Here is a 22,989-nt window from a genome sequence, read left to right as displayed (position 1 = left end):
GGGGCTAATCCTTTTCTTGTTGTCTTGACATGTTCGAGGCCTCGCCTGCCGGTGCCAGGCAAGGCCATAAGCGGAGTCAGGTTGCCAGCGTAGGCGACGCCTGATCGTTGATCGCCAGACCGTTTTCATCCTTCAGCACGACGCGCTGGATACGGCCGACGATGAACAGGTAGCTGAACACCGCCACCAGCGCGTTGGCACCGACATACACCAGTGCCCACTTGAACGAACCGGTGGCGCTGATGATGTAGCCGATGACGATCGGGGTGGTGATCGACGCGATGTTGCCGAAGGTGTTGAACAGGCCACCGGACAGGCCGGCGATCTGCTTTGGCGAAGTATCCGATACCACGGCCCAGCCGAGTGCACCGAGACCTTTACCAAAGAATGCAAGGGTCATGAAACCGACGACCATCCACTCGGCCGACACGTAATTGCACAGCACCATGCTGGTCGACAACAGCAACCCGCCGATGATCGGCAGTTTGCGCGCCAGGGTCAGACTGTGGCCACGGCGCAGCAGCCAGTCGGAGATCACCCCGCCAAGCACGCCGCCCACGAAGCCCATGATCGCCGGCAACGAAGCAATGAAGCCGGCCTTGAGGATGGTCATGCCACGCTCCTGCACCAGGTAAACGGGGAACCAGGTGAGGAAGAAATAGGTGATGCCGTTGATGCAGTATTGGCCCAGATAAACGCCGATCATCATCCGGTTGGTGAGCAACTGGGCGATATAATTCCACTTCGGCCCGCCGTCGCTCTTTTTCGTCTGGTCCATGTCCACCAGGCCGCCATTGCTGGCGATGTGTTCGATCTCCGCGGCGCTGATGCGTGGGTGTTCCTTGGGGTTGTAGATAGTCTTCATCCACAGCCCGGCGAACAGGATACCGAACACCCCCATGACCACGAACACGTGCTCCCAGCCATGGGCGTAGACGATCCAGCCCATCAGCGGCGCGAACAGCGCGGTGGCGAAATATTGCGCGGAGTTGAAGATGGCCGAAGCGGTGCCCCGCTCTGCCGTTGGAAACCAGGCCGCGACGATGCGTGCATTACCGGGGAACGAGGGCGCTTCGGCAAAGCCGACCATGAAGCGCAGCACGAATAGCGTCACCACGGCCCAGGCCACCGGCATCATGCCGACGAATCCTTGCAACAGGGTGAACAGCGACCAGATGAAAATGCCGGCGGCATATACGCGCTTGGAGCCAAAACGGTCGAGCAGCCAACCGCCTGGAATCTGACCGATCACGTAAGCCCAGCCGAACGCCGAGAATACATAGCCGAGGGTTACCGCATCGATGCCCAGATCCTTCTGCATACTGGAGCCCGCGATCGCAATGGTCGCGCGGTCCGCGTAGTTGATCGTCGTGACCAGAAACAGCATCAGCAGTATCAGGTAACGGACGTGGGTCTTCTTAGCGTCTCCCATGGAGATTCACCTCAAGTGTTGTTTTTATTGCTAACGGTTGCCGACAGGCGCGTACGGACGCGCCGGCCGCCCGTGGGCGGATCGTGAATGCTTGAAAGGGTCGCGGCTGGCGGGTTAGCCCGCGGCAGCAGCCATCCTGAAACCGGGGCTGGGTCTCAAGGCATGTGGCGCGCACGCGCGCAGACGGAAACGGCCCGCGGCGGGGCATGGAGACGGTGTGCGGATACTGATATTCACGGCTTTATTATCCTTATTGGCTGACGGCGCCCCCGCTCGGTAACCGGCAATTCTATGATTGCGCAATCAATCCGGCAGTTAAAAAGGCACCACGCAGTTCGCTACAGAGCCGACTGTACTATGATTGCGCAATCATTCAAGTAATTTCTTGTTACGTTGTCAGTTGTCTGATGAGAGGTCAGGTAGTGGCCCGATCGACCAGCGTAAACCCGGTATCGAGGCTTACCGGCTGCAGCTCCGAGTCGTCGCGAAAACGCTGCAACAGGGCACTGGCGACCAGCTTGCCCATGCGCGCACCATCCACATTCACCGTCGACAGCGCCGGGTGAAAATGAGCGGCGCTGGACAGGTCGCCAAAGCCCATCACCGCCAGTTGCCCGGGAATGTCGATGCCCTGGCATGCCGCCTCGGCCAGGATTCCCTGGGCCACCGTGTCCGAACTGCAGACGATCACCTGCGGCTGATGCCCGGCGTCGAGCAACTGGCGTAGCCCTTCCCTACCGCTCTGCAAGGTGGCCGGTGCTGCCAGAACCGCCATCGGCACCTCTTCCACGCCCAGCGCGTTGAGCTGCGCGACCACGCTGCTGCCGCGCTTGAGCGCGCGCGAATCGTCGACCGAAACGATGGCGAAACGTCGATACCCCTTGCCGTGCAGGTGGCTGGCAATCGCCTGACCAACCTTCTCATGGGAGAAGCCCACCTGCATGTCGATCGGCGATACCCCCAGCTCCCACGCCTCGACAACCGGAATACCAGCGGCCTGTAAACGCAGGCGGCTTTCCTCGGTGTGCAGCGTACCGGTCAGTACGATGCCGTCAGGCCGGCGACCCAACACGGCGCCGAGCAATCGCTCTTCCTGCTCGGCGGAATAACCCGTCAGACCGATCATGGTCTGGTAACCGGCAGCGGTCAGGTGATCCATCAGCGACTGCACGGTTTCGGCGAAGATCGAGTGCGCGATGGTCGGCACGAAGATGGCAATCAGGCGGCTCTTGTTCGACGCCAGGCCGCCGGCCAGCATGTTCGGCACATAGCCGGTCACGCGCACCGCTTCCAGGACCTTCTTGCGTGCATCCTCGCTGACCACGTCAGGCCGGTGCAGGGCGCGCGACACGGTGATCGGCGAAACGCCGGCCACCTTGGCCACGTCGATCAGCGTGATGCTCGCACCCTTGTTCACTGGCGAGGACGAGGATGCAGAGCGGGAGGATTTCTTTGCCATGAGGGGCCGTGGGTTGCGTGAGAGAAACTGCATCTTAACCAGCCAAGCGCCCCACCCACTAGCGGCAGGCATTCACCGCCGAGTCATCAGCGCCAGCTCCAGAAGCAGAAAGCAGAAAGCAGAAAGCCCAGGCGATGGCGCCTGGGCTTTGCGGTGCAGCCTGAAAAGGCTAAACGCTTACTGCGGACCTTGCTTCTTGATCAGCGCAGCCAGTTGCTCGTACTCGGCAGGCAGCAGATCGGTCAGTGGTGCACGAACCGGGCCTGCGTCGTAACCGGCGATCTTCGCGCCAGCTTTGACGATGCTCACGCCGTAGCCGGCTGTCAGGTTGCGGATATCCAGGTACGGCAGGAAGAAGTCATCGATGATCTTGGCCACGGTGGCGTGATCTTCACGGGCAATCGCGTGGTAGAAGTCCATCGCGGTTTTCGGGATGAAGTTGAACACCGCCGACGAGTAAACCGGTACGCCCAGTGCCTTGTAGGCCGCTGCGTAGACTTCAGCAGTCGGCAAACCGCCCAGGTAAGTGAGTCGGTCGCCCAGACGACGGCGGATCGACACCATCAGCTCGATGTCGCCCAGGCCATCCTTGTAACCGATCAGGTTCGGGCAACGCTCGGCCAGTTGCTCCAACAGCGGAGCGGTCAGGCGGCAGACGTTACGGTTGTAGACAACCACACCGATCTTCACCGACTTACAGACTTGCTCGACGTGAGCGGCAACACCTTCCTGCGAAGCTTCGGTCAGGTAGTGCGGCAGCAGCAGCAGGCCCTTGGCGCCCAGGCGCTCGGCTTCCTGTGCGTACTGGATCGCCTGGCGAGTGGAACCACCCACACCAGCGAGGATTGGCACGCTACCGGAGCAGGTGTCGACGGCAGTCTTGATCACCGACGAGTACTCGTCAGCAGCCAGGGAGAAGAATTCACCGGTACCACCGGCTGCGAACAGAGCGCTGGCGCCGTATGGGGCCAGCCACTCGAGACGACGAACGTAGCCAGCCGGGTTGAATTCACCAGCGGCATCGAAGTCGGTCAGCGGGAAGGACAGCAGGCCGGAGGAGAGGACGGTTTTTAGTTCTTGTGGAGTCATTCTTCTTACACCCTTTCGAGACAAATGCTTGAGGCGGCCAACGCTGGCCCTGAAGTCATACGTTATCGTACAACTAAAAATAATCCAAGCCTCTGTGACATTTTTATTGTCGCTACCGGGTCGTCCTGCGGATAACTGCAGAATCCAATGAATTGTCCAAAAAACAGCAAAAACCTGCGCAAATGTCCAATTACATTGGCAAATCCTTACTTTAGATTGACTGAAAGCTGCTTATCGCCAACCAGTAAATGGCAGGTAGCGGCTGCTAAAGCAGTCATCGGCGACCTGCCAGTCGTATGACAACAATCGCAGATTGAACATTCGGAGGGGCGCTTCAGCACAAATGCCAACCGCCATCTGGTCAAGCAAGCCCCCTGCTTCCACCCACTAACGCCTCGAAGAGGCAGCCGATAAAACACCCAAAAATCTTGCTGTAAACCGCCCATTCAGAAACCCGCTTCAGCGCCATCCTCGCTGCACAATAACAAGAGAAGGAAAATACGATGATGCGAAACAATGCCCTACTCACCACATTCGGCCTGCTGGCCGCCCTCACCTTCAGCGCATCAGCCGGCTATGTGCAGGCTGATGACAAATACCCCAACAAAACCGTCCAGGTCGTGGTCCCCGTCGCTCCGGGTGGGGACACCGACACCAATGCTCGGCTGTTCAACAAGTACCTGGAAAAAGAGCTGGGCCAATCGCTGGTGGTCGTCAACGTCGACGGCGGCGGAGGCACGATCGGCATGCGCCGCGTGATGTCGGCCAAGAAAGACGGCTACACCGCGATGTTCTTCCATGGCGAGGCCATGGTTCCCAAGCTCGCCGGGCTGGTCGATGTTGGCATCGACTCCATGGAAATGGTCGCCATCGCCCTGCTCGACAACACCACCGTGCTGGCGACCCATAAAGACGCGCCGTTCAAGACAATGCCCGAGCTCGTCGAGTACGCCAAAGCCAATCCACGCAAGGTGGATTTCGGCATGCTCACCGGCGGCTATCCGCACCTGGTCGGCGTTGCCATGCAGAAGCAACTGGGCATCGACATGAACCTAGTCGACGTCGGCGGCAACTCGGCGAAGATCGTCGCGCTGCGTGGCCACAAGATCAACCTGATCAACGTGCAGTACGGCATCGCCAAGGACTATTTCAGCTCCGGCGACTTCATCAACCTCGGCCTGCTCTCGCCGGAGCGTAATCCGCTGATGCCCGATGTCGCGACGACCGGCGAAGCGGGCTTCCCGCTGGAATTCAACAAGTTCTTCTTCTTCGCCATGCCCAAGGGCACACCGCAGCCAATTGTCGAGAAGTTCTCGGCGGCGGTGAAACGAGTCGTGGAGAACCCTGAGTATCAGCAGGAAGCCAAGAAATTCTTCCTCACGCCTACCTACATGGCGCCGGCTGCAGCGACCGCTTACGCGGACAAGCAGTACAGCTACTTCCAGCAGTTCCAGAAGCTGTTCACTGGGCAGTGATGCGCCGTGCCGCCTGGGCTCCGTGGGCCAGGCGGCCGTCATGACGAGGAAGAAAACATGCGTGTAGCGAAACGACTACCCAGCCCGGACCGGTATACCGGCATCTTTTTTCTGACCATCAGCGCCCTGCTGTTCTGGGCCTGCATGAACATCAAGGAGTTCGCAGCCATCGGCGTCGGCTCGGCCTTCGTGCCGCGCCTCACCGCTGGGCTCCTGCTGGTGGTGGGCCTGGCCCTGCTGATCGATAGCTGGCGGCAACCCCGCGCCGCCGAAGCCGAAACGACCGAATCACAACAGACCACCTCATCCGGTTTAGTGGGTTTGCCCGCCGTGGCGGCCAGCGTCATCAGCATGGTCATCTACATGGCCCTGCTCGATCCGCTGGGCTTTCTGCCCGCCTCCGCGCTGTACGGGTTCGCGCAGATGCTGATCCTGGCCAAGGATGCCAAGCGTGCCTACCTGAAGTTCGCGCTGATCGCCGCGCTGCCGGCGACGTGCTTCTACTACCTGTTCGTCAATTTATTCGATATCAGCCTGCCCGCGGGAATCCTGGGCTGAGGAGCACCACATGCTTATAGAAGGCATTCTCTCCGTACTCAACATGCAGACCCTGCTGTTGATTACCGGCGGCACGCTGCTGGGGATCATCATCGGTGCGATACCCGGCCTGACGGTGACCATGGGCGTCGCCCTGTTCCTACCCGTGACATTCGCCATGTCTCCGGTAGATGGCCTGTCGCTGCTCATGGGCCTGTACATCGGTGGCACCTCCGGTGGCTTGATTTCAGCGATCCTGCTGAAAATTCCCGGCACGCCGTCCTCCATCGCCACCACCTTCGACGGCCACCCGATGGCTGCGCAGGGCCAGGCTGGCAAAGCACTGTCGGTGTCGATCCTGTCGTCGTTCTTCGGTGGTGTTTTCAGCCTCGGCGTGCTGTTCCTGATCGCACCGAAGCTCGCCGAGGTGGCGCTTCAATTCGGCCCCTACGAATACTTCGCCATCGCCCTGTTCTCACTGACACTGGTCGCCGGGCTCAGCGGCGGCTCGCTGGCCCGCGGCCTCGGCGCGGCGGCCATTGGCTTGGTGATCGCGTTCGTCGGCATGGCGCCCATCACCGCGTTCCCGCGCTTTACTTTCGGCTGGGCCGAGCTCGATGGCGGCATCGCCCTGCTCCCCGCACTGATCGGCCTGTTCGCGGTGTCGCAGGTGCTGGAAGAAGCGGAATCTCGCGACAGCAGCCAGGCGCCCGCCACGGCCAACTTCAACCTGCGTCAGATGGGCTTTTCACTGCGCGCAGGCTTTGGCCACTTTGGTAACTGGCTGCGCTCTTCGGTCATCGGCACCGCGATCGGCATTCTGCCCGGCCTGGGTGGTTCGGTGTGCAACCTGCTGGCTTACGGGGCTGCCAAGAAGTACTCCAAGCACCCAGAGAAATTCGGCACGGGTGTCACCGAAGGCCTGGTGGCCAGCGAGTCGTCCAACAATGCCTCGACAGGCGGCGCGCTGGTGCCGTTGATGACGCTCGGCATCCCCGGCGACAACACCGCCGCCATCCTCCTGGCGGGCTTCATGATCCATGGCATCACCCCAGGGCCCATGCTGTTCGAAACCCAGGGATTGCTGGTTTACGGGATCTTCACCGCGCTGGTGATCGCCAACCTGGTAATGGTGGTAGGCCTGTTCAGCTTCATGCGCGGTTTCGTGCGCCTGCTCTCGGTGCCCAAGCACATTCTCCTGCCGCTGATCATGATGCTCTGCGTCATTGGTGCCTACGGGATCAACAATCGCCTGTTCGACGTGGGCTGCATGCTGCTGTTCGGGCTGATCGGCTGGCTGATGAAGAAGGCCTCGATTCCGGTGACCCCGCTGCTGCTGGGCTTCATCTTGGGGCCGATCATCGAGGTCAACCTGCGCCGTGGCCTGATGAGCAGCCAGGGTGACCTGATGCCATTCATCACCGAGCCGATCTCCGGATTCGTGCTCCTGGGCACCCTGATTGTCGTGGCTGTAACCGCCTACAAGGAATTTGCAAAGTCCCGCAACCCCAACAACCGCGCCGTTATCGGCTCCTGAGCGGAGGAACACGCATGCCCCCTGAAATTCTGCAGATGTGCCCGCTTTCTCCCAAACTGGATGCCGCTCTGGCCGCCGACTTCCAGATTCACCGCCTGTGGGAACAGGCGGATGCGCCGGGCTACCTCGAGCAACACGGGCAGCGAATCACCGGGGTCGCCACCGCTGCGCCAACCGGTGTGATGCCCTCGATCATGGCTGCCCTGCCGGCGCTGCAAGTGGTTTCCTGCCGCGGCGTCGGCCTCGACAAGATTGACCTGGAGGCCGCGCAGCAACGTGGCATCCAGGTCGCCGGCACCTTTGGCACCCTTAGCGACTGCGTCGCCGACCTGGCTTTTGCGCTGCTTCTCGATTGTGCTCGGCAACTCAGCGCGGCTGATCGCTACGTACGGGCCGGAAAATGGCAGCAAGCGCGCTACCCGCTGACCACCCGCCTGAGCGGCAAACGCCTGGGCATTGTCGGCCTCGGTCAGATCGGGCGCATGGTGGCCAAGCGCGCCAGCGGCTTCGACATGCAGGTCGCCTACACCAACCGCCGCCGCGCCGACGGCGTGGCATATCGCTTCGAGCCGGAACTGGTCGAGCTGGCGCGCTGGAGCGACTTTCTGGTGATTGCCGCGGCAGGCGGTGCCGACACCCATCACCTGATCGATGCGCGCGTGCTAGAGGCCCTTGGCCCCAATGGCTATCTGGTGAATGTTTCTCGCGGTTCGGTGGTCGATGAAGCGGCGCTGCTCGAGGCCTTGCTCGAGGGCAGAATCGCCGGCGCCGGGCTCGACGTATTCGAGCACGAGCCGAACATTGCGCAGGCTTTTTTGAGCCTGGACAACGTGGTGTTGGCCCCGCACATGGGCAGCGGCACCGTGGAAACGCGCGAGGCGATGGAGGATTTGGTACTGGAAAACCTGCGTGCATTCTTCAACGAGGGCCAGGTGCGCACTCCTGCCTTCTGAGCGTGAAGCAGCCCCGCACACCGGGGCTGCCGCTCGTTGCGGGTGAGCCGGAGCATCTGCGCCCGCTCACCCGCCCTTCCCTACTGCGTCAGTGCAACAGCCCCAACGGAAACAGCACCAGCTGCGGAAACACGATGAGTAGCAGCAGCAGGATCAGCTGCGCGATCAGAAACGGCCACATGCCGCGGAACACCGCGATCATGGTGCTGTTACCGACACTGCTGATGGCAGCCAGCACAGTGCCGACCGGCGGCGTCAGCAGACTGATGCTGAGCGTGAGGACAAACAACACGCCGAAATAGACCGGGTCAATGCCGGCCTTCATCACCACCGGCATCAACACCGGCGTGAGGATCAGGATCACCGGAGCCAGGTCCATCACCGTACCGATGATCAGCACCAGCGCGGTGATCACCAGCAGCAGCAGAATCGGGTTGCTGGTCAGCCCGCTGAGCATGTCGGTGACGATACCGGAGACATCGGCCATGGTGATCATCCAGGCCGTGACGGCCGAAGCAGCCACCAGGAACATGATCACTGCGGTCATTTTCGCCGACGACACCAATACTTCATACAACGCCACCAGGCTCAGCTCACGGTAGATCACCGTGCTGACGAACAGCGCATAGAACGCTGCAACCACACCGGCCTCAGTCGGCGTGAAGATACCGAAACGCAGCCCCGCAACAATGATCACCGGCAAGAACAGCGCCCAGATCGAATCGCGCGCTGCCTGCAGCACTTCCTTGCGATCACGCTTGGGCAGCAGCACGGTTTTCTCGCGGCGGGTCACCAGCCACCAGGTGAACGCCAGCATCACGCCCATCATCAAACCGGGCGCGATACCGGCCATGAACAGCTTGGAAATCGACACACCGCTGGTCACGCCGAACAGAATCAACGGGATGCTCGGCGGCAGGATCGGCGCGATGATGCCGCCGGTGGCGATCAACCCGCAGGAGCGGTTGAGGTCATAGCCCGCCTTGACCATCAGCGGAATCATCACCAGCCCCAGCGCCACGGTATCGGCCACGGCCGAGCCGGACAGCGACGCGAACAGAATGGCCGCGACGATCGCCACATAGCCCATTCCGCCCTGCTTGTGCCCAAGGATGGCCAGCCCCAGGTTGATGATGCGCCGGGTGATGCCGCCGGCATTCATCAACTCGCCAGCGAGGATGAAAAACGGGATGGCCATGAGGGAAAAATTGTTCGCGCCGCTGACCAGGTTCTCGGTCACCAGTTGGCTGTCGAGCATGTCCATCTGCAGCATCAGCGCGATGCCGGTCATCAGCAGCGCAAAGGCGATCGGCATGCCGATGGCGATGCAGCCCAGCAGCACGAGAAGAAAGAGTGCAAGTTCCATGGTTGTTATACCTTGCGGAGTTGTCCGGCTAGTCGGCGCTGTCGTTACGCTCGGTGGCCAGTTGGCGCACCAGGCTCATGAGGATGCTGCCCGCCATGAGAATGCCCATTACCAGGCAGCCGGCGTACAAGGCCCAGATCGGGAACCCGGTTGCCGGGCCGTAGCTGTTGCGGTTGATCCAGCCCAGCGTCCAGGCGCCATCGACCATCAACCACAGGGCGTAGAGCATCAACGCGCTGCTGATCAGGATGCACGCCTTGCGCAGCGGTTGCGGCAGGCGTTCCACCAGCATGTCCACGGCCAGGTGCTTGTGCTGGATCAGCGCCAGCGCCGCACCGAAAAAGATCATGAACACGAACAGGTAGCGGGACATTTCCTCGGACCAGGTGATCCCGGAATTGAACACGTAGCGCAGCACCACATTGCCGAATACCAGCAACGCCATGACGCTCAGGCAGGCCGCCATGCACACGGCGAGAAGCCGCTGCAACGGGGTGATCTTTTGCTCAGTCATCGAACGTACCTTCACAGGAAATGAACAAGCGCCCGTCGTGGGCGCTCGTCATTGGTTCAGGGTTTGATTGCGCGGATTTCTTCAACGATCTCGCGGGCGCGCGGGTGGCCCGAGTAGAAGTTGTCGTACGAGCCTTGCACAGCGTCGATCATCTGCTGTTTGAAGGCTGCGTCCGGCACGATGATCTCGACCTTGGCGTCGCTCAGCACCTGCTTGTCCTTCTCTTCGGACGCGATCAGCAGTTTCCACTCCTGCTCTGCGGCGGCTTTGGCAGCTTCGCTGACGATGGTTTTCTCGCTCTCGCTCAGACCATTCCAGAACTTGTCATTCATCATGTACAGGTTCGGAGTGAACACGTGGTTGCTTTCCAGAATATGGCTGGTCACTTCGTACCATTTGGACGCCACGATGTTCGGGTAGGGGTTTTCCACGCCATCGACTACTCGCTGTTCCAGCGCGCTGAACACCTCGGAGATCGGCAGCGGAGTGATGTTGGCACCCAGCCCCTTGCCGATGGCGATCATGTTCTCGATGCCGGGAAAGCGCAGGCGCAGGCCCTTGAAGTCATCCATGCTCTGGATGCTGCGATTGCTGGCGATGACACGGAAACCCTGCACGCCGTATGCGAGGAAATGCAGGCCGGTTTTCTCGGTCATGTCCGAGACCAGGGTTTCGCCGATCGGGCTGGCGAATACGGCCTGTGCGTGGGCGTAGTTGTTGAACAGGAACGGCAGCTGGATGATGCCGACATGCTCGACCTCGTTCTCCATGATGTTGCCGATAATGGCCATTTCCAGCGTGCCACCGCGCACCGAGTTGTACAGCTTCTCGTCGCCGCCGAGCACGGCGTTGGAGAAGATGCGTACCTTCAGTTCGCCGTTGGAGCGCGCCTCCACTTCCTTCTTGAAGGTTTCGTTGAGGGCGATATTGACCGGATGGCTGTCCGGGAAAAAGTTGCCGACCTTGATGGTTTTGGCAGCGTGAGCGGCAGTGCTGCCCACGGCGAACAGCGCAGCCAGGCCGAGCGCTGGGATCCACTTCATGGAAGTCATAGGTAAAGCCCTTTTATTGTTGTCGGTTAGTGTTGTTACAGCGTCAGCGTGTAGCTATCGATAGTCGCTTCGCGCAGCACCTGAGCATCGGGCTCGAAGCCCAGACCGGGTCGGTCAGGCAGGTGCATGTGCGGCTGGAAGTCGAGCCAGGCATGCAGGTTGCGCTCGAACTCGATGAGTGGCACTTCCAGCGCGACATCGGCACCCAGCGTCGCGGTCAGGTGCGCAGCGGCCATCAGCCCCGGCCCGTAATAGAAGCAGTGCGGCACCAGGTGCACGCCAGCATCGCGCGCCATGGCGAAGGCCTGCAGCATGCCGCTGACCCCGCCGATCTTGGCGACGCTGGGCTGCACCACATCCACCGCGCCAGCGGCCAGCAGTTGGCGCAGGCCTTCGATACCGGAGGCATTTTCGCCTGCGGAAATCGGCACGCCGGTCTGCCGCACGCGGGCCAGGCCAGCGAAGTCATCCGGCGGCCATACCGGCTCTTCGAGCCAGGTGAGGTTCAGGCCGCGCAGCGATTCGGCGACCTGCACCGCTTCGTCAGCGCGCCACGGGCAGTTGGTGTCTACCATCAACTGGGCATCCGCTGGCAATGCCTCGCGTGCGGCGGCAATCGCGGCGGGTGCGGTTTCGTGCAGCTTCAGGCGGCGATAGCCGAGGTCGTAGACGCGGCGAACCTGGCGCGCCACTTCCTCAGGGTCGTTACCGTAACTGACCAGGCTGGCGTACAACTCCAGCTGCCGCGACTCGCCACCCAGGAAGCGGCACAGCGGCAAGCCCGCTTGCTGAGCGGCCAGATCCCAAAGGGCGATATCGATGGCTGACAACGCGTACAGCACTGCGCCGGTACGACCGAAACCGTGGAACGCGCGCATGGCCTTTTCCATGGTGGCCTCACGGTCCGCCAGCAATGTGCCGAGAAAGAATGGCCCGACCAGATCGCGCAATGCGCTGAAGGTGACCGGATTGAGCCCGTGGCCAAAGGCCTCGCCCCAACCGACCCGACCATCATCGGTTTGCAGGCGAACCAGCAGGCTTTCCATGCGGCTGATATTCGGCGATGCCGCATTGAAGGCATCGTCGTCCTCGACGGACTCGTTCACGCGCCCACCGGCCGAGAACGGAATGGCGACGCGGATGATCTCGATACGCTGGATGGTCATGTGCGGCACGCTCCCTGCTGGAGGGCGTTAACGCCGAAAAAAGAAATGGCAGGTGCGACGAAGCCTGCCCGGCGAGCGGCATGGCAAAAGAAAGGAAGCATGGTGTGTCCCCGGTTTTTCTTTTTGACAGGGATTTAGCGGGTGAAGCGCCGAGGTGCCGCCGCGTGTGGGCGGCACCTCGGGTTACAGCATCACGCGGAGATTACTGAGCGCCCTGCGCCTTGATCAGCGCAGCCAGCTGCTCGTATTCGGCCGGCAGCAGGTCGGTCAGCGGGGCGCGGACCGGGCCTGCGTCGTAACCGGCAATCTTGGCGCCAGCTTTGACGATGCTCACTGCGTAGCCGGATTTCTTATTGCGGATATCCAGATACGGCAGGAAGAAGTCGTCAATGATCTTGCCAACAGTGGCGTGATCTTCACGGGCGATCGCGTGGTAGAAGTCCATCGCGGTTTTCGGGATGAAGTTGAACACCGCCGAGGAGTAAACCGGCACACCCAGGGCCTTGTAGGCAGCTGCGTACACTTCAGCAGTCGGCAGACCGCCCAGGTAAGTGAAGCGGTCGCCCAGACGACGACGGATCGACACCATCAGCTCGATGTCGCCCAGGCCATCCTTGTAACCGATCAGGTTCGGGCAGCGCTCAGCCAGCTGCTCCAGCAGCGGAGCGGTCAGGCGGCAGACGTTGCGGTTGTACACAACCACACCGATCTTCACCGACTTACAGACTTGCTCGACGTGAGCGGCAACGCCTTCCTGCGAGGCTTCGGTCAGGTAGTGCGGCAGCAGCAGCAGACCCTTGGCGCCCAGGCGCTCGGCTTCCTGTGCGTACTGGATCGCCTGGCGCGTGGAACCACCGACGCCAGCGAGGATTGGCACGCTACCGGCGCAGGTGTCGACGGCAGTCTTGATCACCGACGAATACTCGTCAGCTGCCAGGGAGAAGAACTCACCGGTACCGCCAGCGGCGAACAGGGCGGTGGCGCCGTACGGGGCCAGCCACTCGAGGCGACGAACGTAGCCTTCTGGATTGAATTCGCCTTGGGCATCGAAATCGGTCAGCGGGAAAGACAGCAGACCGGAGGAGAGGACAGTTTTTAATTCTTGTGGGGTCATTCTTCGAACACCTGTAACGCGTATGGAAAAAGGAGCAGCCTAGGCTGTGAGAGATACGTTATCGTACGACATTATTGAAAGCCATACTTTTCTTGCCACAATGAGGCGGACGCTCTATATCAGGGATCTTCAGCCTGGCGTCAAGACGCTAGGGACGTCGAATTCGATCATCTCCCCCGTTATATGACAACCGATAACGGCAGGCTATTTTTCAACGGCTTATGGCTATGCAAATGACTCTGGAGGCTACCCATGGCACGCATCCTGATCACCTACCCGCCGTCTGAACTGCATACCTGGTACGGCGAAAACGCTTTGGCGCAATTGGCCGAACTTGGCGAAGTGATCCTGCGCCAACAGGACGATGATCTCAGTGAAGACCAACTGATCGAACTGTCCGCAGGGTGCGAGCTGATCATTTCGGACAAACCCACCGCGGGCACCGAACGGCTGTTCAGAGAAAGGCCTGCCCTGCTCGCGTTCATACGCTGCGCCATGGATACCCGCAGCATCGATATCGAGGCTGCGTCGCGCCACGGCGTACTGGTCACACAGGCCGGGCCGGGCTTCGTCCACGCCGTCAGCGAACTGATTGTGGCGCAGATGATCAACCTCACGCGCGGCCTGCCGCAGTATTTCCGCACCTACCAAGATGGCCAGCAGGCCACCCCGCGCATGGGCCGCCAATTGGCAGGCAGCACGGCGGGCATCATCGGTTTCGGCGCCATCGCCACCACGCTTGCGCCTGTGCTGAGGGCGCTGGGCATCCAGGTGCTCGTCCATGATCCGTACCTGACGCAGCCAGCAGACGGCGTGACCGCAGTGGACCTTGCCACCTTGCTGAGGAAGGCGGATCACGTTATCTGCCTGGCCCGCCACAGCGCCGAGACCGAAAACATGGTCGACGCCCGCTTTCTTGCACAAATGAAACCCGGCGCCTTTTTCATCAACGCATCACGCGGCGCTCTGGTGGATGAACGCGCGCTAGCCGCAGCCCTGACCAGCGGTCACTTGGCCGGAGCGGCAATCGATGTCGGCCGTGGCCATGATGACCAGCCAACCCTTGATCTGGCCCGCCAGCCCGGCGTGCTCGCCACCCCGCATATTGGCGGCATGGTGCCGCAAGCGATTAGCTATCAGGTAGACCGCACCGTTGAGCAGGCACGTTCGATACTCGCCGGACGTGTTCCCGAGGGTGCAGTGAACCCGGAGAATGCGTGGCGCCTCGCGAGACAAACACCGTAGGGCATTAGCAACCTGACAGTACTGGCCAAGCGATGTCATCAGACAACCTTAGACTTAAGCAGGGTGCTCCGCTGCCGGCCTTCGTTTGTTGCTAGCCTGAGCACTCGAGCCGTCTAATCTGCCCTTTATAGGCTTGTTGAACAATCTTCGACAGTGTCCTCGGTGTTTTGTGAGCGCGTTGACAAATGAATCCGAGGATGTCGATAATCGAGCGATGTCATACGACAACAGATGACAGTCTCTAAATAAAAACAAGCAGAGAACAGGCCCCGCCCATGACTACAACCTCCAACACCCAACCTCCCTTCAATCGCCTGCTGCTCACCGGCGCTGCAGGTGGACTGGGCAAGGTGCTGCGCGAACGCCTGCAACCCCTAACCAAGATTCTGCGCCTGTCGGACATCGCCGAAATGGCACCTGCCGAAGGTGAGCACATCGAAGTGCAAATCTGCGATCTGGCCGACAAACAGGCCGTTCATCAGCTCGTGGAAGGCGTTGACGCCATCCTGCATTTCGGTGGCGTTTCCGTAGAGCGTCCGTTCGAAGAGATTCTCGGCCCGAATATCAGCGGCGTATTCCACATCTATGAAGCTGCGCGTCGCCATGGCGTGAAACGCGTCATTTTCGCCAGCTCCAACCACGTTATCGGTTTCCACAAGCAGACCGACACCATCGACGCCAATGCCCCACGCCGCCCGGATGGCTACTACGGCCTGTCCAAGTCCTACGGCGAAGACATGGCCAGCTTTTACTTCGACCGCTATGGCATCGAAACCGTAAGCATCCGCATTGGCTCCTCGTTCACCGAGCCGCTGAACCGTCGCATGATGAGCACCTGGCTCAGCTACGATGACCTGATGCAGCTGATCGAGCGCGGCCTGACCACCCCGAACGTTGGCCACACCGTGGTGTACGGCGCATCGGCCAACAAAACCGTGTGGTGGGACAACAGCAAAGCCGCTCACCTGGGCTATGAGCCCAAAGACAGCTCCGAGGTATTCCGCGACAAGGTCGAAGCCCAGCCGCCAGTGGCTGCCGACGACCCTAACGCGCTCTATCACGGCGGTGCGTTCACGGCAGCTGGCCCGTTCGGCGACAACTGATAACCAACGCTCGATAACAATAACAAGAGATCGGACATGCCCATGCAAGCCGAACTGATTCTCGACGCCCGCAACGCAACGGGCGAAAGCCCGGTGTGGAGCGCAAAGGAACAGGCCCTTTACTGGGCCGACATCCCCGACAAGCGCCTGTATCGCTGGAACCTTGCCGATGCCACCACGCAAAGCTGGCAAGCGGACGAAATGCTCGCCTGCATCGCCCGCGGGACGGACGGCAGCTGGATCGCCGGCATGGAAAGCGGAATTTTCCAGCTGACCACCACTGCTGACGGCCGGCTGACCGGCAAGCGCCTGGTCGACGTCGCCCATGCCCGCGAGGGTATGCGCTTCAACGACGGCCGCTGCGATCGCCAGGGCCGTTTCTGGACCGGCACCATGCTCATGGACATGGCGGCAGGCGCCAATGTCGGCGCGCTGTATCGCTATGATGGCGCCCAGCAGAACACCCTCCCGGTACTGCTCGATGACATTATCGTCCCCAACGGGCTGGGCTTCAGCCCGGACGGCCGCACCATGTACCTGTCCGACTCGCACCCATCGGTGCAGGCCATCTGGGCCTTCGATTACGACATCGACAGCGGCACCCCACATAACTGTCGCCTGTTCGTTGACATGAACGACTACCCCGGCCGCCCCGATGGCGCCGCGGTGGACGTGGATGGCTGCTACTGGATCTGCGGTAATGACGCCGGCCAGATACACCGCTTCACGCCAGATGGCCGGCTGGACCGTTCGCTGACCGTGCCGGTGAAGAAGCCGACCATGTGCGCCTTCGGCGGCCCTAACCTCGATACCCTGTACGTGACGTCGATTCGCCCGGGCGGCAATCTCGACGATCAACCGCTGGCAGGCGGCGTGTTCGCGCTGCAGCCCGGTGTTAGCGGCCTCGAGGAAAGCGCGTTCCCACTCTGACTACCAACATCTGGGGAACCCGGCTACCCGCGGGGTCACTCTGGAGCTTCATAACGCTGCACACCAACAACAACAAAATGGAGATTCACATGAATTTCAAGCGCAAGTTGCTCATTGCTGCACTCCCGCTGGCCATCGGCCTGTCGGGCCTGGTTCAGGCTGACACCACCCTGAAAATTGCGGAAATCCACCCGGCAGGCTACCCAACCGTAGTGGCCATGGAAAACCTCGGCAAGAAACTGGAAGCCGCCACCAACGGCGAAATCAAGGGCCGCATGTTCGCCGGTGGCGTTCTGGGCTCCGAGAAGGAAGTGATCGAACAGACCCAGATCGGTGCCGTTCAACTGACTCGCGTCAGCCTCGGCTCGGTCGGCCCAGTTGTTCCGGCCACCAACGTCTTCAACATGCCCTTCGTGTTCCGCGATATTGACCACATGCGCAAAGTGGTGGACGGTGAAATCGGTCAGGAAATTCTCGACGCCATCACCAACTCCGACTTCAACATGGTCGGCCTGGCGTGGATGGAAGCCGGTAGCCGCAGCCTCTACACCAAGAAGCCAGTGCGTAAGCTGGAAGACCTCAAGGGCATGAAGATCCGTGTGATCGGCAACCCGCTGTTCATCGACACTCTGAATGCCATGGGTGCCAACGGCATCGCCATGGATACCGGTGAAATCTTCAGCGCCCTGCAAAGCGGCGTTATCGACGGTGCCGAGAACAACTCGCCAACCCTGCTCGAGCACAACCACTTCCGTGTAGCCAAGTACTACACCCAGACTCACCACCTGATCCTGCCTGAGCCGCTGCTGATGTCCAAGACCGCTTGGGAAAAGCTGACGCCTGAGCAGCAGACCCTGGTCAAGAAACTGGCCAAGGAAGCACAGCTGGAAGAGCGTGACCTGTGGGTAGCCAAAGAAAAGGCCAGCGACGAGAAACTCAAAGCCGAAGGCGTCGAGTTCATCGAAGTTGACACCAAGCCGTTCTACGAAGCGACCGCTCCGGTTCGTGAGAAGTACGGTGCCAAGTACGCCGATCTGATCAAGCGCATCGAAGCCGTCCAGTAATCCTCTCGCGCAAGCGCATGGAGCCGGCTGCTGCCGGCTCCATGCCATCCGGTGAAGTCTCATGAAAAACCTGGTTCTAGGCGTCAACGACGCCATTTACCGCGCCTGCATCATAGTTGCCGGTCTGGCAATCGTGATCATGGCCACGATAATCCCCTGGGGCGTCTTCAGCCGTTATGTGCTGGGACAAGGACTGGGCTGGCCCGAGCCCATCTCCATCCTGCTGATGGTGCTGTTCACCTTCATTGGTGCTGCCGCCAGCTACCGCGCGGGCGCTCACATGGCTGTGACTTCGCTGACCGATCGCCTGCCGCAAGTTACCGCACCGGTGATCACCCTTTTTGTGCGCCTGACCATGGGAACAGTCGCACTTTTCATGCTGATCTGGGGCTACAAACTCTGCGTTGCTACCTGGCATCAGTACCTGAGCACCCTCCCCTCGGTCAGCGTTGGCATTAGCTACATGCCGATTCCGCTGGGGGGTTTCATCACGCTCATGTTCGTCATCGAACAGTTGCTTTACGGCGACCAGAACAAGCGTCGCGTCGTTGATTTCGAAGCGGTCGAAGACTCCAAGGAGGCCGTGTAATGGATGCCGCCATTCTCGTAGGCAGTTTCATCGTCCTGATTCTGCTGCGCGTCCCCGTCGCCTATTCCCTTGGCATTTCGGCGCTGATTGGCGCCTGGTGGATCGATATTCCACTCCATGCCGTGATGATTCAGATCGCGGGTGGCGTGAACAAGTTTTCCCTGCTGGCCATCCCTTTCTTCGTGCTCGCGGGTGCGATCATGGCCGAAGGCGGCATGGCTCGTCGTCTGGTCGCCTTTGCTGGCGTGCTGGTTGGTTTCGTGCGCGGCGGTCTGTCACTGGTCAACATCACAGCGTCCACCTTCTTCGGCGCGATTTCCGGCTCGTCCCTGGCCGACACCGCGTCGGTGGGTTCGGTACTGATTCCGGAAATGGAGAAGAAGGGCTATCCACGCGAGTTCGCCACCGCCGTGACCGTTTCCGGTTCGGTGCAGGCGCTGCTCACACCGCCTAGCCATAACTCGGTGATCTACTCCCTCGCCGCTGGCGGCACTGTGTCCATTGCCGCGCTGTTCATGGCGGGTATCGGTCCAGGCCTGCTGATGAGCGCCACTATGGCGACGCTGTGCCTGTGGTTCGCCAAGAAGCGCAACTACCCGAAAGGCGAAGTGATCCCGCTGCGTCAGGCGATCAAGATCTGTATTGACGCGTTGTGGGGCCTGATGACCATGTTCATCATCCTCGGTGGCATTCTCTCTGGCGTATTCACCGCCACTGAGTCGGCGGCCGTGGCTGTGATCTGGGCATTCTTCGTGACCATGTTCATCTACCGCGACTACAAGTGGCACGAGTTGCCGAAGATGATGCATCGCACCGTCCGTACGCTGTCGATCGTGATGATACTCATCGCCTTCGCTGCGGCGTTCGGCTACATCATGACGCTGATGCAAATTCCGTCGAAGATCACCACCGCGTTCCTGACCTTCTCGGACAACCGCTACGTGATCCTGATGTGCGTCAACTTCATGCTGCTCGTGCTCGGTACCCTGATGGACATGGCGCCGCTGATCCTGATCCTGACCCCGATCCTGTTGCCAGTGGTGACGTCGTTCGGCGTCGATCCTGTGCACTTCGGCATGATCATGCTGGTCAACCTGGGTATCGGTCTGATCACGCCACCGGTAGGCGCAGTGCTGTTCGTCGGTGCGGCGATCGGTAAAGTGACCATCGAGGCAACCGTAAAAGCACTGCTGCCGTTCTACGCAGCGCTGTTCATGGTACTGATGGCCGTTACCTACATCCCGGCAATCTCGCTGTGGTTGCCTAGCGTCGTACTCTGATACTGCTACACCCGCGGCGGGTCGCGTGCATAACGCGATCCGCCGTTTTTTTTAGCGCAACCAGAACGGCCAACAGACCGTCAGGCGCTTTAGGCTAAACCCGATACGGAAATTGCTGCCATGACTTCTCCTGCCCTGTTTCCCCGTCATATCGCTGTAATGCTACTGGCCTTGCTGGCCTGCTCCTTCGCCGGCAACCACATTGCTGCACGTATTGCCTTCGACAACGACACCGGCTTGCTACTGGCGATTCTGTGCCGCTCTGGCGTGACCATGCTGGTGCTTGTCGGCATCGTGCTCTGGCAGCGTCAGGCGTTGCAGATGCCGGCTGGCGCCTGGCGCTGGCAGTTGCTGCTAGGCCTGCTGATCGCCACGCAGAGCATCTGTCTGTATTCAGCGGTAGCACGTATTCCGGTAGCGCTGGCGCTGCTGATTGGCAACACCTTCCCGATCCTGCTCGCCCTGCTCACCTGGGCACTGGGCGGCTCGGCGCCGACGCGGCGTACGGTGATGCTCATGGGGCTGATCCTGCTCGGCCTGGTGTTCGCCCTCGACCTGCCGGCGCGCCTTGGCGCCAGCGAGCCAGCCGGCCCTGAGTGGATCGTCGGCGTCAGCGTGTCGTTCCTGGCAGCCTGTGTATTCGCCTGTGCGCTGTGGATCACCGACCACAAGCTGTCGAGCCTGCGCGGTTCGGTACGCAGCATGCTGACTCTGATGATCGTGTTCAGCAGCATGGCGCTGGCGGGCAGCGCCGACCTGATTCCCGGCGGCATGAACCTGCCGAGCAACGAGACTGGCTGGCTGGCACTGGGCGCCCTGGTGCTGCTCTACGGCATCGCCTTCTGCATGCTGTTCGTTACCGTGCCACGACTGAACATGGCCAAGAACGCGCCGGTGATGAACATGGAGCCCATCGCCACGCTGCTGTTTGGCTGGTTGTTGCTGGATCAGGTATTGAGCGGCATGCAGATGATCGGCGGCGCGATCGTGTTGGCGGGGATTGTGCTGCTGACCTATCGCAAAGACGCCTGAGAATCCATCTACAAGCAGCCGCGCGTCAGCCCTGCTGTGCTAGAAACAGGCTCGGACGCTTATTTACGAAAGTAAACGCCGCGTCCGAGCCTGTTCCTGCTTTGCAGTGTTCTAGCGTGTAAGATCGTAAACAGATTCAAAAGACGCCTGTGAACGGGATGAACAGCTCAGGCTTGCTTGACAGCAACTTCCGCCGACTCGTGAGCCTGGCGAAGGCGTTCGCGGCTGTTGGTCAGGTGCAGACGCATGGCGGCGCGAGCGGCATCCGAGTCCTGGCGAGCAATGGCTTCGAAAATCTGCTCGTGCTCGCGCTCCAGGCGTGCCATGTAATGGGCGTGATCATCATGGGCAATACGCGCCGAGTTGAGTCGGGTGCGTGGAATGATGCTGGTGCCCAGGTGGCTCATGATGTCAGTGAAGTAGCGGTTACCGGTGGCGTGCGCGATCTGCAGGTGAAACTGGAAATCAGACGACACCGCATCGCTTTCGTGAGCCGCGCCTTCATTTAGAGCATCCAGGGCAGAGCGCATCGACGCCAGCTGTTCGGGGGTGCGACGCTGCGCTGCCAGGCCCGCGGATTCGACTTCCAGACTGATACGCAGCTCGAGCACCGCGAGCACTTCACGCAGTGTCACGATGGTCGCCGGATCGATACGGAAACCGCCGGGATTTGGCGTGTCCAGCACGAAGGTGCCGATCCCGTGGCGGGTCTCTACCAGACCCGAAGCCTGCAAACGCGACAAGGCTTCACGCACAACAGTGCGGCTGACGCCCTGCTCTTCCATGATCGCCGACTCGGTCGGCAACTTGTCACCACGTTTGATCACGCCATCGCGAATGCGCTGGGACAGCTCGGCAACCAATTCTTGCGCCAGGCTGCGGTGCTTGCGGCGTGCACGTGGCTGCGTATTCTGATTTTCCATAAAAGATCGTTATCGTCTGGACGGCCAAAACACATCATATATCAGCGGTTGTATGATGACACGCTGTTAGTTGTCTCTCAAAAGTCACCGCCAACTCCACAGGTATCGCCTCCCATGTCGCTCGACACCTTGCTCCTGCAGGACCGCCTGACTCGCCTTACCCTGGCGCCGAAAATCGGCGGCAGCATCGCCAACTGGACGGCCATCGACACCGGTCAACCACTGCTGCGCCACAACGATGAGCAGGCCTTGCTGGCGGGTACACCTCGTCAACTTGGCTGCTATCCACTGGCGCCCTGGTCGAACCGGATCAGTGACGGCGGCTTCGCCAATCCAGACGGCTGGCTGGCGTTGCAAGCCAACGCGGAAAACTCGCCATTGCCCATCCACGGCAGCGCCTGGCAGCAAGCGTGGCAGGTGGTTGAGCACAGCGACAACTCAGCGCTGTTGCGCCTCGATAGCCACGTACCGTTCGCCTATGTCGCCGAACAGCGCATTCGCCTGCATGAAGGCCGCCTGGACATTCATCTGCAAGTGACCCACCAGGCCGATACACCGATGTGGCATGGCCTGGGTCTGCACCCGTATTTCCCGAGGCTCGCCAACACGCGCCTGCAGGCAGGTGCGCAAAAGGTCTGGGAATGCGGCAGCGACAGCATGCCAACCCAGCTCAGCGAGTTGCCGGCAGACTGGACGTTCGCCGAACCCAACGAGCTGCCAGAACGGCACACCGACAATGCCTTTACCAACTGGAACGCTCAGGCAAGTATCCTCCAGCCCGATGCCGGTTACCGCCTGGACATCAGTGCCGAAGGCTGCGAGCTGTACTTGTTGTTCTGCCCCGAACGGAAACCATTCTTCTGCTTTGAACCGGTCAGCCATCCGGTCAATGCCCACCATATGCCTGGCAAGCCCGGTTTGGTTCTGCTTCATCAGGGCCAGAGCCACAGCCTGACCTTCAGCCTGCAATACCGTTCGATGCACTGATACGTCCGATCGCGGCCTGCAACGGCGCTGGACTTTCGCGGCGCGTTGGTGATAATCAGCCGTCTGCCCCCATTGCCAGCTGCACGTGAGTGAATAGCCGGAACTTTAATGGGGGCAAACGCTTCAAAGCAGGTGTGGCAAC

At 60.7% G+C, this 22,989-nt stretch carries 21 protein-coding genes; 12 read left to right on the top strand and 9 right to left on the bottom strand.

Annotation, left to right across the window (positions count from 1 at the left end; all coding sequences use genetic code 11):
• Positions 1-76: 76 nt before the first annotated feature.
• The 3 genes from BLS60_RS00640 to kdgD (BLS60_RS00630) all read right to left on the bottom strand — a co-directional run bounded on the left by BLS60_RS00640 (position 77) and on the right by kdgD (BLS60_RS00630) (position 3,980).
• On the bottom strand, positions 77-1,432 hold the full coding sequence (locus BLS60_RS00640; protein ID WP_092363504.1) for an MFS transporter: 1,356 nt from the start codon (positions 1,430-1,432) through the stop codon (positions 77-79).
• Between the two features lie 415 nt (positions 1,433-1,847).
• Positions 1,848-2,891 carry a LacI family DNA-binding transcriptional regulator gene (locus BLS60_RS00635; RefSeq protein WP_092363501.1) on the bottom strand — a complete coding sequence of 348 codons (1,044 nt, stop codon included), beginning with the start codon at positions 2,889-2,891 and terminating at the stop codon, positions 1,848-1,850.
• A 177-nt stretch (positions 2,892-3,068) separates the two neighbouring features.
• A complete protein-coding gene (gene kdgD / locus BLS60_RS00630) occupies positions 3,069-3,980 on the bottom strand; it encodes a 5-dehydro-4-deoxyglucarate dehydratase (protein ID WP_070881253.1) in 912 nt (303 codons plus the stop codon).
• Between the two features lie 503 nt (positions 3,981-4,483).
• Here kdgD (BLS60_RS00630) and BLS60_RS00625 point away from each other — a divergent pair.
• The 4 genes from BLS60_RS00625 to BLS60_RS00610 are packed head-to-tail and all read left to right on the top strand — an operon-like array spanning position 4,484 to position 8,482.
• The gene (locus tag BLS60_RS00625) at positions 4,484-5,455 is read left to right on the top strand and encodes a tripartite tricarboxylate transporter substrate binding protein (protein ID WP_244153337.1); all 972 of its coding nucleotides are present in this window, start codon (positions 4,484-4,486) and stop codon (positions 5,453-5,455) included.
• Between the two features lie 57 nt (positions 5,456-5,512).
• On the top strand, positions 5,513-6,013 hold the full coding sequence (locus BLS60_RS00620; protein ID WP_092363498.1) for a tripartite tricarboxylate transporter TctB family protein: 501 nt from the start codon (positions 5,513-5,515) through the stop codon (positions 6,011-6,013).
• Positions 6,014-6,023: 10 nt separating this feature from the next.
• The gene (locus BLS60_RS00615) at positions 6,024-7,529 is read left to right on the top strand and encodes a tripartite tricarboxylate transporter permease (protein ID WP_092363495.1); all 1,506 of its coding nucleotides are present in this window, start codon (positions 6,024-6,026) and stop codon (positions 7,527-7,529) included.
• Between the two features lie 14 nt (positions 7,530-7,543).
• Positions 7,544-8,482, top strand: a complete 939-nt coding sequence (locus tag BLS60_RS00610; RefSeq protein ID WP_092363492.1) for a 2-hydroxyacid dehydrogenase — start codon at positions 7,544-7,546, stop codon at positions 8,480-8,482.
• A gap of 88 nt (positions 8,483-8,570) precedes the next feature.
• Here the strand turns inward: BLS60_RS00610 and BLS60_RS00605 are convergent, their stop codons facing one another.
• The 5 genes from BLS60_RS00605 to kdgD (BLS60_RS00585) all read right to left on the bottom strand — a co-directional run bounded on the left by BLS60_RS00605 (position 8,571) and on the right by kdgD (BLS60_RS00585) (position 13,694).
• Positions 8,571-9,848 carry a TRAP transporter large permease gene (locus BLS60_RS00605; RefSeq protein WP_070881249.1) on the bottom strand — a complete coding sequence of 426 codons (1,278 nt, stop codon included), beginning with the start codon at positions 9,846-9,848 and terminating at the stop codon, positions 8,571-8,573.
• 28 nt (positions 9,849-9,876) lie between these two features.
• Positions 9,877-10,362, bottom strand: a complete 486-nt coding sequence (locus BLS60_RS00600; RefSeq protein ID WP_092363489.1) for a TRAP transporter small permease — start codon at positions 10,360-10,362, stop codon at positions 9,877-9,879.
• A gap of 56 nt (positions 10,363-10,418) precedes the next feature.
• Positions 10,419-11,405, bottom strand: coding sequence for a TRAP transporter substrate-binding protein (locus BLS60_RS00595; RefSeq protein ID WP_167357632.1), 987 nt, complete (start codon positions 11,403-11,405; stop codon positions 10,419-10,421).
• Positions 11,406-11,449: 44 nt separating this feature from the next.
• Entirely contained in the window at positions 11,450-12,580 is a 1,131-nt protein-coding gene (locus tag BLS60_RS00590) for a mandelate racemase/muconate lactonizing enzyme family protein (RefSeq protein ID WP_092363483.1), read from the bottom strand.
• A gap of 202 nt (positions 12,581-12,782) precedes the next feature.
• Complete coding sequence (kdgD, locus tag BLS60_RS00585) at positions 12,783-13,694, bottom strand: 5-dehydro-4-deoxyglucarate dehydratase (protein WP_070881245.1); 912 nt, start codon at positions 13,692-13,694, stop codon at positions 12,783-12,785.
• Between the two features lie 252 nt (positions 13,695-13,946).
• Here kdgD (BLS60_RS00585) and BLS60_RS00580 point away from each other — a divergent pair, with 252 nt between their 5' ends.
• The 7 genes from BLS60_RS00580 (at position 13,947) to BLS60_RS00550 (ending at position 20,937) form a co-directional block, all read left to right on the top strand.
• On the top strand, positions 13,947-14,939 hold the full coding sequence (locus BLS60_RS00580; RefSeq protein WP_092363480.1) for an NAD(P)-dependent oxidoreductase: 993 nt from the start codon (positions 13,947-13,949) through the stop codon (positions 14,937-14,939).
• Between the two features lie 275 nt (positions 14,940-15,214).
• A complete protein-coding gene (locus BLS60_RS00575) occupies positions 15,215-16,042 on the top strand; it encodes an NAD-dependent epimerase/dehydratase family protein (RefSeq protein WP_092363477.1) in 828 nt (275 codons plus the stop codon).
• A gap of 42 nt (positions 16,043-16,084) precedes the next feature.
• Positions 16,085-16,972 carry an SMP-30/gluconolactonase/LRE family protein gene (locus BLS60_RS00570; protein ID WP_092365220.1) on the top strand — a complete coding sequence of 296 codons (888 nt, stop codon included), beginning with the start codon at positions 16,085-16,087 and terminating at the stop codon, positions 16,970-16,972.
• 89 nt (positions 16,973-17,061) lie between these two features.
• Entirely contained in the window at positions 17,062-18,036 is a 975-nt protein-coding gene (locus BLS60_RS00565) for a TRAP transporter substrate-binding protein (RefSeq protein WP_070881242.1), read from the top strand.
• Between the two features lie 61 nt (positions 18,037-18,097).
• Complete coding sequence (locus BLS60_RS00560; RefSeq protein ID WP_070881241.1) at positions 18,098-18,625, top strand: TRAP transporter small permease; 528 nt, start codon at positions 18,098-18,100, stop codon at positions 18,623-18,625.
• Positions 18,625-19,905, top strand: coding sequence for a TRAP transporter large permease (locus BLS60_RS00555; RefSeq protein ID WP_070881240.1), 1,281 nt, complete (start codon positions 18,625-18,627; stop codon positions 19,903-19,905). Before BLS60_RS00560 ends, BLS60_RS00555 begins: the two co-directional genes overlap by 1 nt.
• Before the next feature lie 120 nt (positions 19,906-20,025).
• Entirely contained in the window at positions 20,026-20,937 is a 912-nt protein-coding gene (locus BLS60_RS00550; RefSeq protein WP_070881239.1) for an EamA family transporter, read from the top strand.
• A gap of 167 nt (positions 20,938-21,104) precedes the next feature.
• On the opposite strand, the gene BLS60_RS00545 is transcribed toward BLS60_RS00550, so the two are convergent.
• Positions 21,105-21,860: a FadR/GntR family transcriptional regulator gene (locus BLS60_RS00545; RefSeq protein ID WP_070881238.1), complete on the bottom strand. Its 756-nt coding sequence runs from the start codon at positions 21,858-21,860 to the stop codon at positions 21,105-21,107.
• A gap of 114 nt (positions 21,861-21,974) precedes the next feature.
• Here BLS60_RS00545 and BLS60_RS00540 point away from each other — a divergent pair, with 114 nt between their 5' ends.
• The gene (locus BLS60_RS00540; RefSeq protein WP_092363474.1) at positions 21,975-22,847 is read left to right on the top strand and encodes an aldose 1-epimerase; all 873 of its coding nucleotides are present in this window, start codon (positions 21,975-21,977) and stop codon (positions 22,845-22,847) included.
• The last annotated feature ends 142 nt before the right edge of the window (positions 22,848-22,989 follow it).

The sequence above is a fragment of the Phytopseudomonas seleniipraecipitans genome (assembly GCF_900102335.1).
Taxonomy (GTDB): domain Bacteria; phylum Pseudomonadota; class Gammaproteobacteria; order Pseudomonadales; family Pseudomonadaceae; genus Aquipseudomonas; species Aquipseudomonas seleniipraecipitans.
The sequence above is the reverse complement of the archived record's forward strand: the minus strand, read 5'-3'. Positions and strand labels throughout refer to the sequence as shown.

Bases quoted from the DNA above. Each gene is read 5' to 3' on its own strand.
- BLS60_RS00640 (WP_092363504.1), bottom strand. From the start codon at position 1,432: ATGGGAGACGCTAAGAAGACCCACGTCCGTTACCTGATACTGCTGATG.
- BLS60_RS00635 (WP_092363501.1), bottom strand. From the start codon at position 2,891: ATGGCAAAGAAATCCTCCCGCTCTGCATCCTCGTCCTCGCCAGTGAAC.
- kdgD (WP_070881253.1), bottom strand. From the start codon at position 3,980: ATGACTCCACAAGAACTAAAAACCGTCCTCTCCTCCGGCCTGCTGTCC.
- BLS60_RS00625 (WP_244153337.1), top strand. From the start codon at position 4,484: ATGATGCGAAACAATGCCCTACTCACCACATTCGGCCTGCTGGCCGCC.
- BLS60_RS00620 (WP_092363498.1), top strand. From the start codon at position 5,513: ATGCGTGTAGCGAAACGACTACCCAGCCCGGACCGGTATACCGGCATC.
- BLS60_RS00615 (WP_092363495.1), top strand. From the start codon at position 6,024: ATGCTTATAGAAGGCATTCTCTCCGTACTCAACATGCAGACCCTGCTG.
- BLS60_RS00610 (WP_092363492.1), top strand. From the start codon at position 7,544: ATGCCCCCTGAAATTCTGCAGATGTGCCCGCTTTCTCCCAAACTGGAT.
- BLS60_RS00605 (WP_070881249.1), bottom strand. From the start codon at position 9,848: ATGGAACTTGCACTCTTTCTTCTCGTGCTGCTGGGCTGCATCGCCATC.
- BLS60_RS00600 (WP_092363489.1), bottom strand. From the start codon at position 10,362: ATGACTGAGCAAAAGATCACCCCGTTGCAGCGGCTTCTCGCCGTGTGC.
- BLS60_RS00595 (WP_167357632.1), bottom strand. From the start codon at position 11,405: ATGAAGTGGATCCCAGCGCTCGGCCTGGCTGCGCTGTTCGCCGTGGGC.
- BLS60_RS00590 (WP_092363483.1), bottom strand. From the start codon at position 12,580: ATGACCATCCAGCGTATCGAGATCATCCGCGTCGCCATTCCGTTCTCG.
- kdgD (WP_070881245.1), bottom strand. From the start codon at position 13,694: ATGACCCCACAAGAATTAAAAACTGTCCTCTCCTCCGGTCTGCTGTCT.
- BLS60_RS00580 (WP_092363480.1), top strand. From the start codon at position 13,947: ATGGCACGCATCCTGATCACCTACCCGCCGTCTGAACTGCATACCTGG.
- BLS60_RS00575 (WP_092363477.1), top strand. From the start codon at position 15,215: ATGACTACAACCTCCAACACCCAACCTCCCTTCAATCGCCTGCTGCTC.
- BLS60_RS00570 (WP_092365220.1), top strand. From the start codon at position 16,085: ATGCAAGCCGAACTGATTCTCGACGCCCGCAACGCAACGGGCGAAAGC.
- BLS60_RS00565 (WP_070881242.1), top strand. From the start codon at position 17,062: ATGAATTTCAAGCGCAAGTTGCTCATTGCTGCACTCCCGCTGGCCATC.
- BLS60_RS00560 (WP_070881241.1), top strand. From the start codon at position 18,098: ATGAAAAACCTGGTTCTAGGCGTCAACGACGCCATTTACCGCGCCTGC.
- BLS60_RS00555 (WP_070881240.1), top strand. From the start codon at position 18,625: ATGGATGCCGCCATTCTCGTAGGCAGTTTCATCGTCCTGATTCTGCTG.
- BLS60_RS00550 (WP_070881239.1), top strand. From the start codon at position 20,026: ATGACTTCTCCTGCCCTGTTTCCCCGTCATATCGCTGTAATGCTACTG.
- BLS60_RS00545 (WP_070881238.1), bottom strand. From the start codon at position 21,860: ATGGAAAATCAGAATACGCAGCCACGTGCACGCCGCAAGCACCGCAGC.
- BLS60_RS00540 (WP_092363474.1), top strand. From the start codon at position 21,975: ATGTCGCTCGACACCTTGCTCCTGCAGGACCGCCTGACTCGCCTTACC.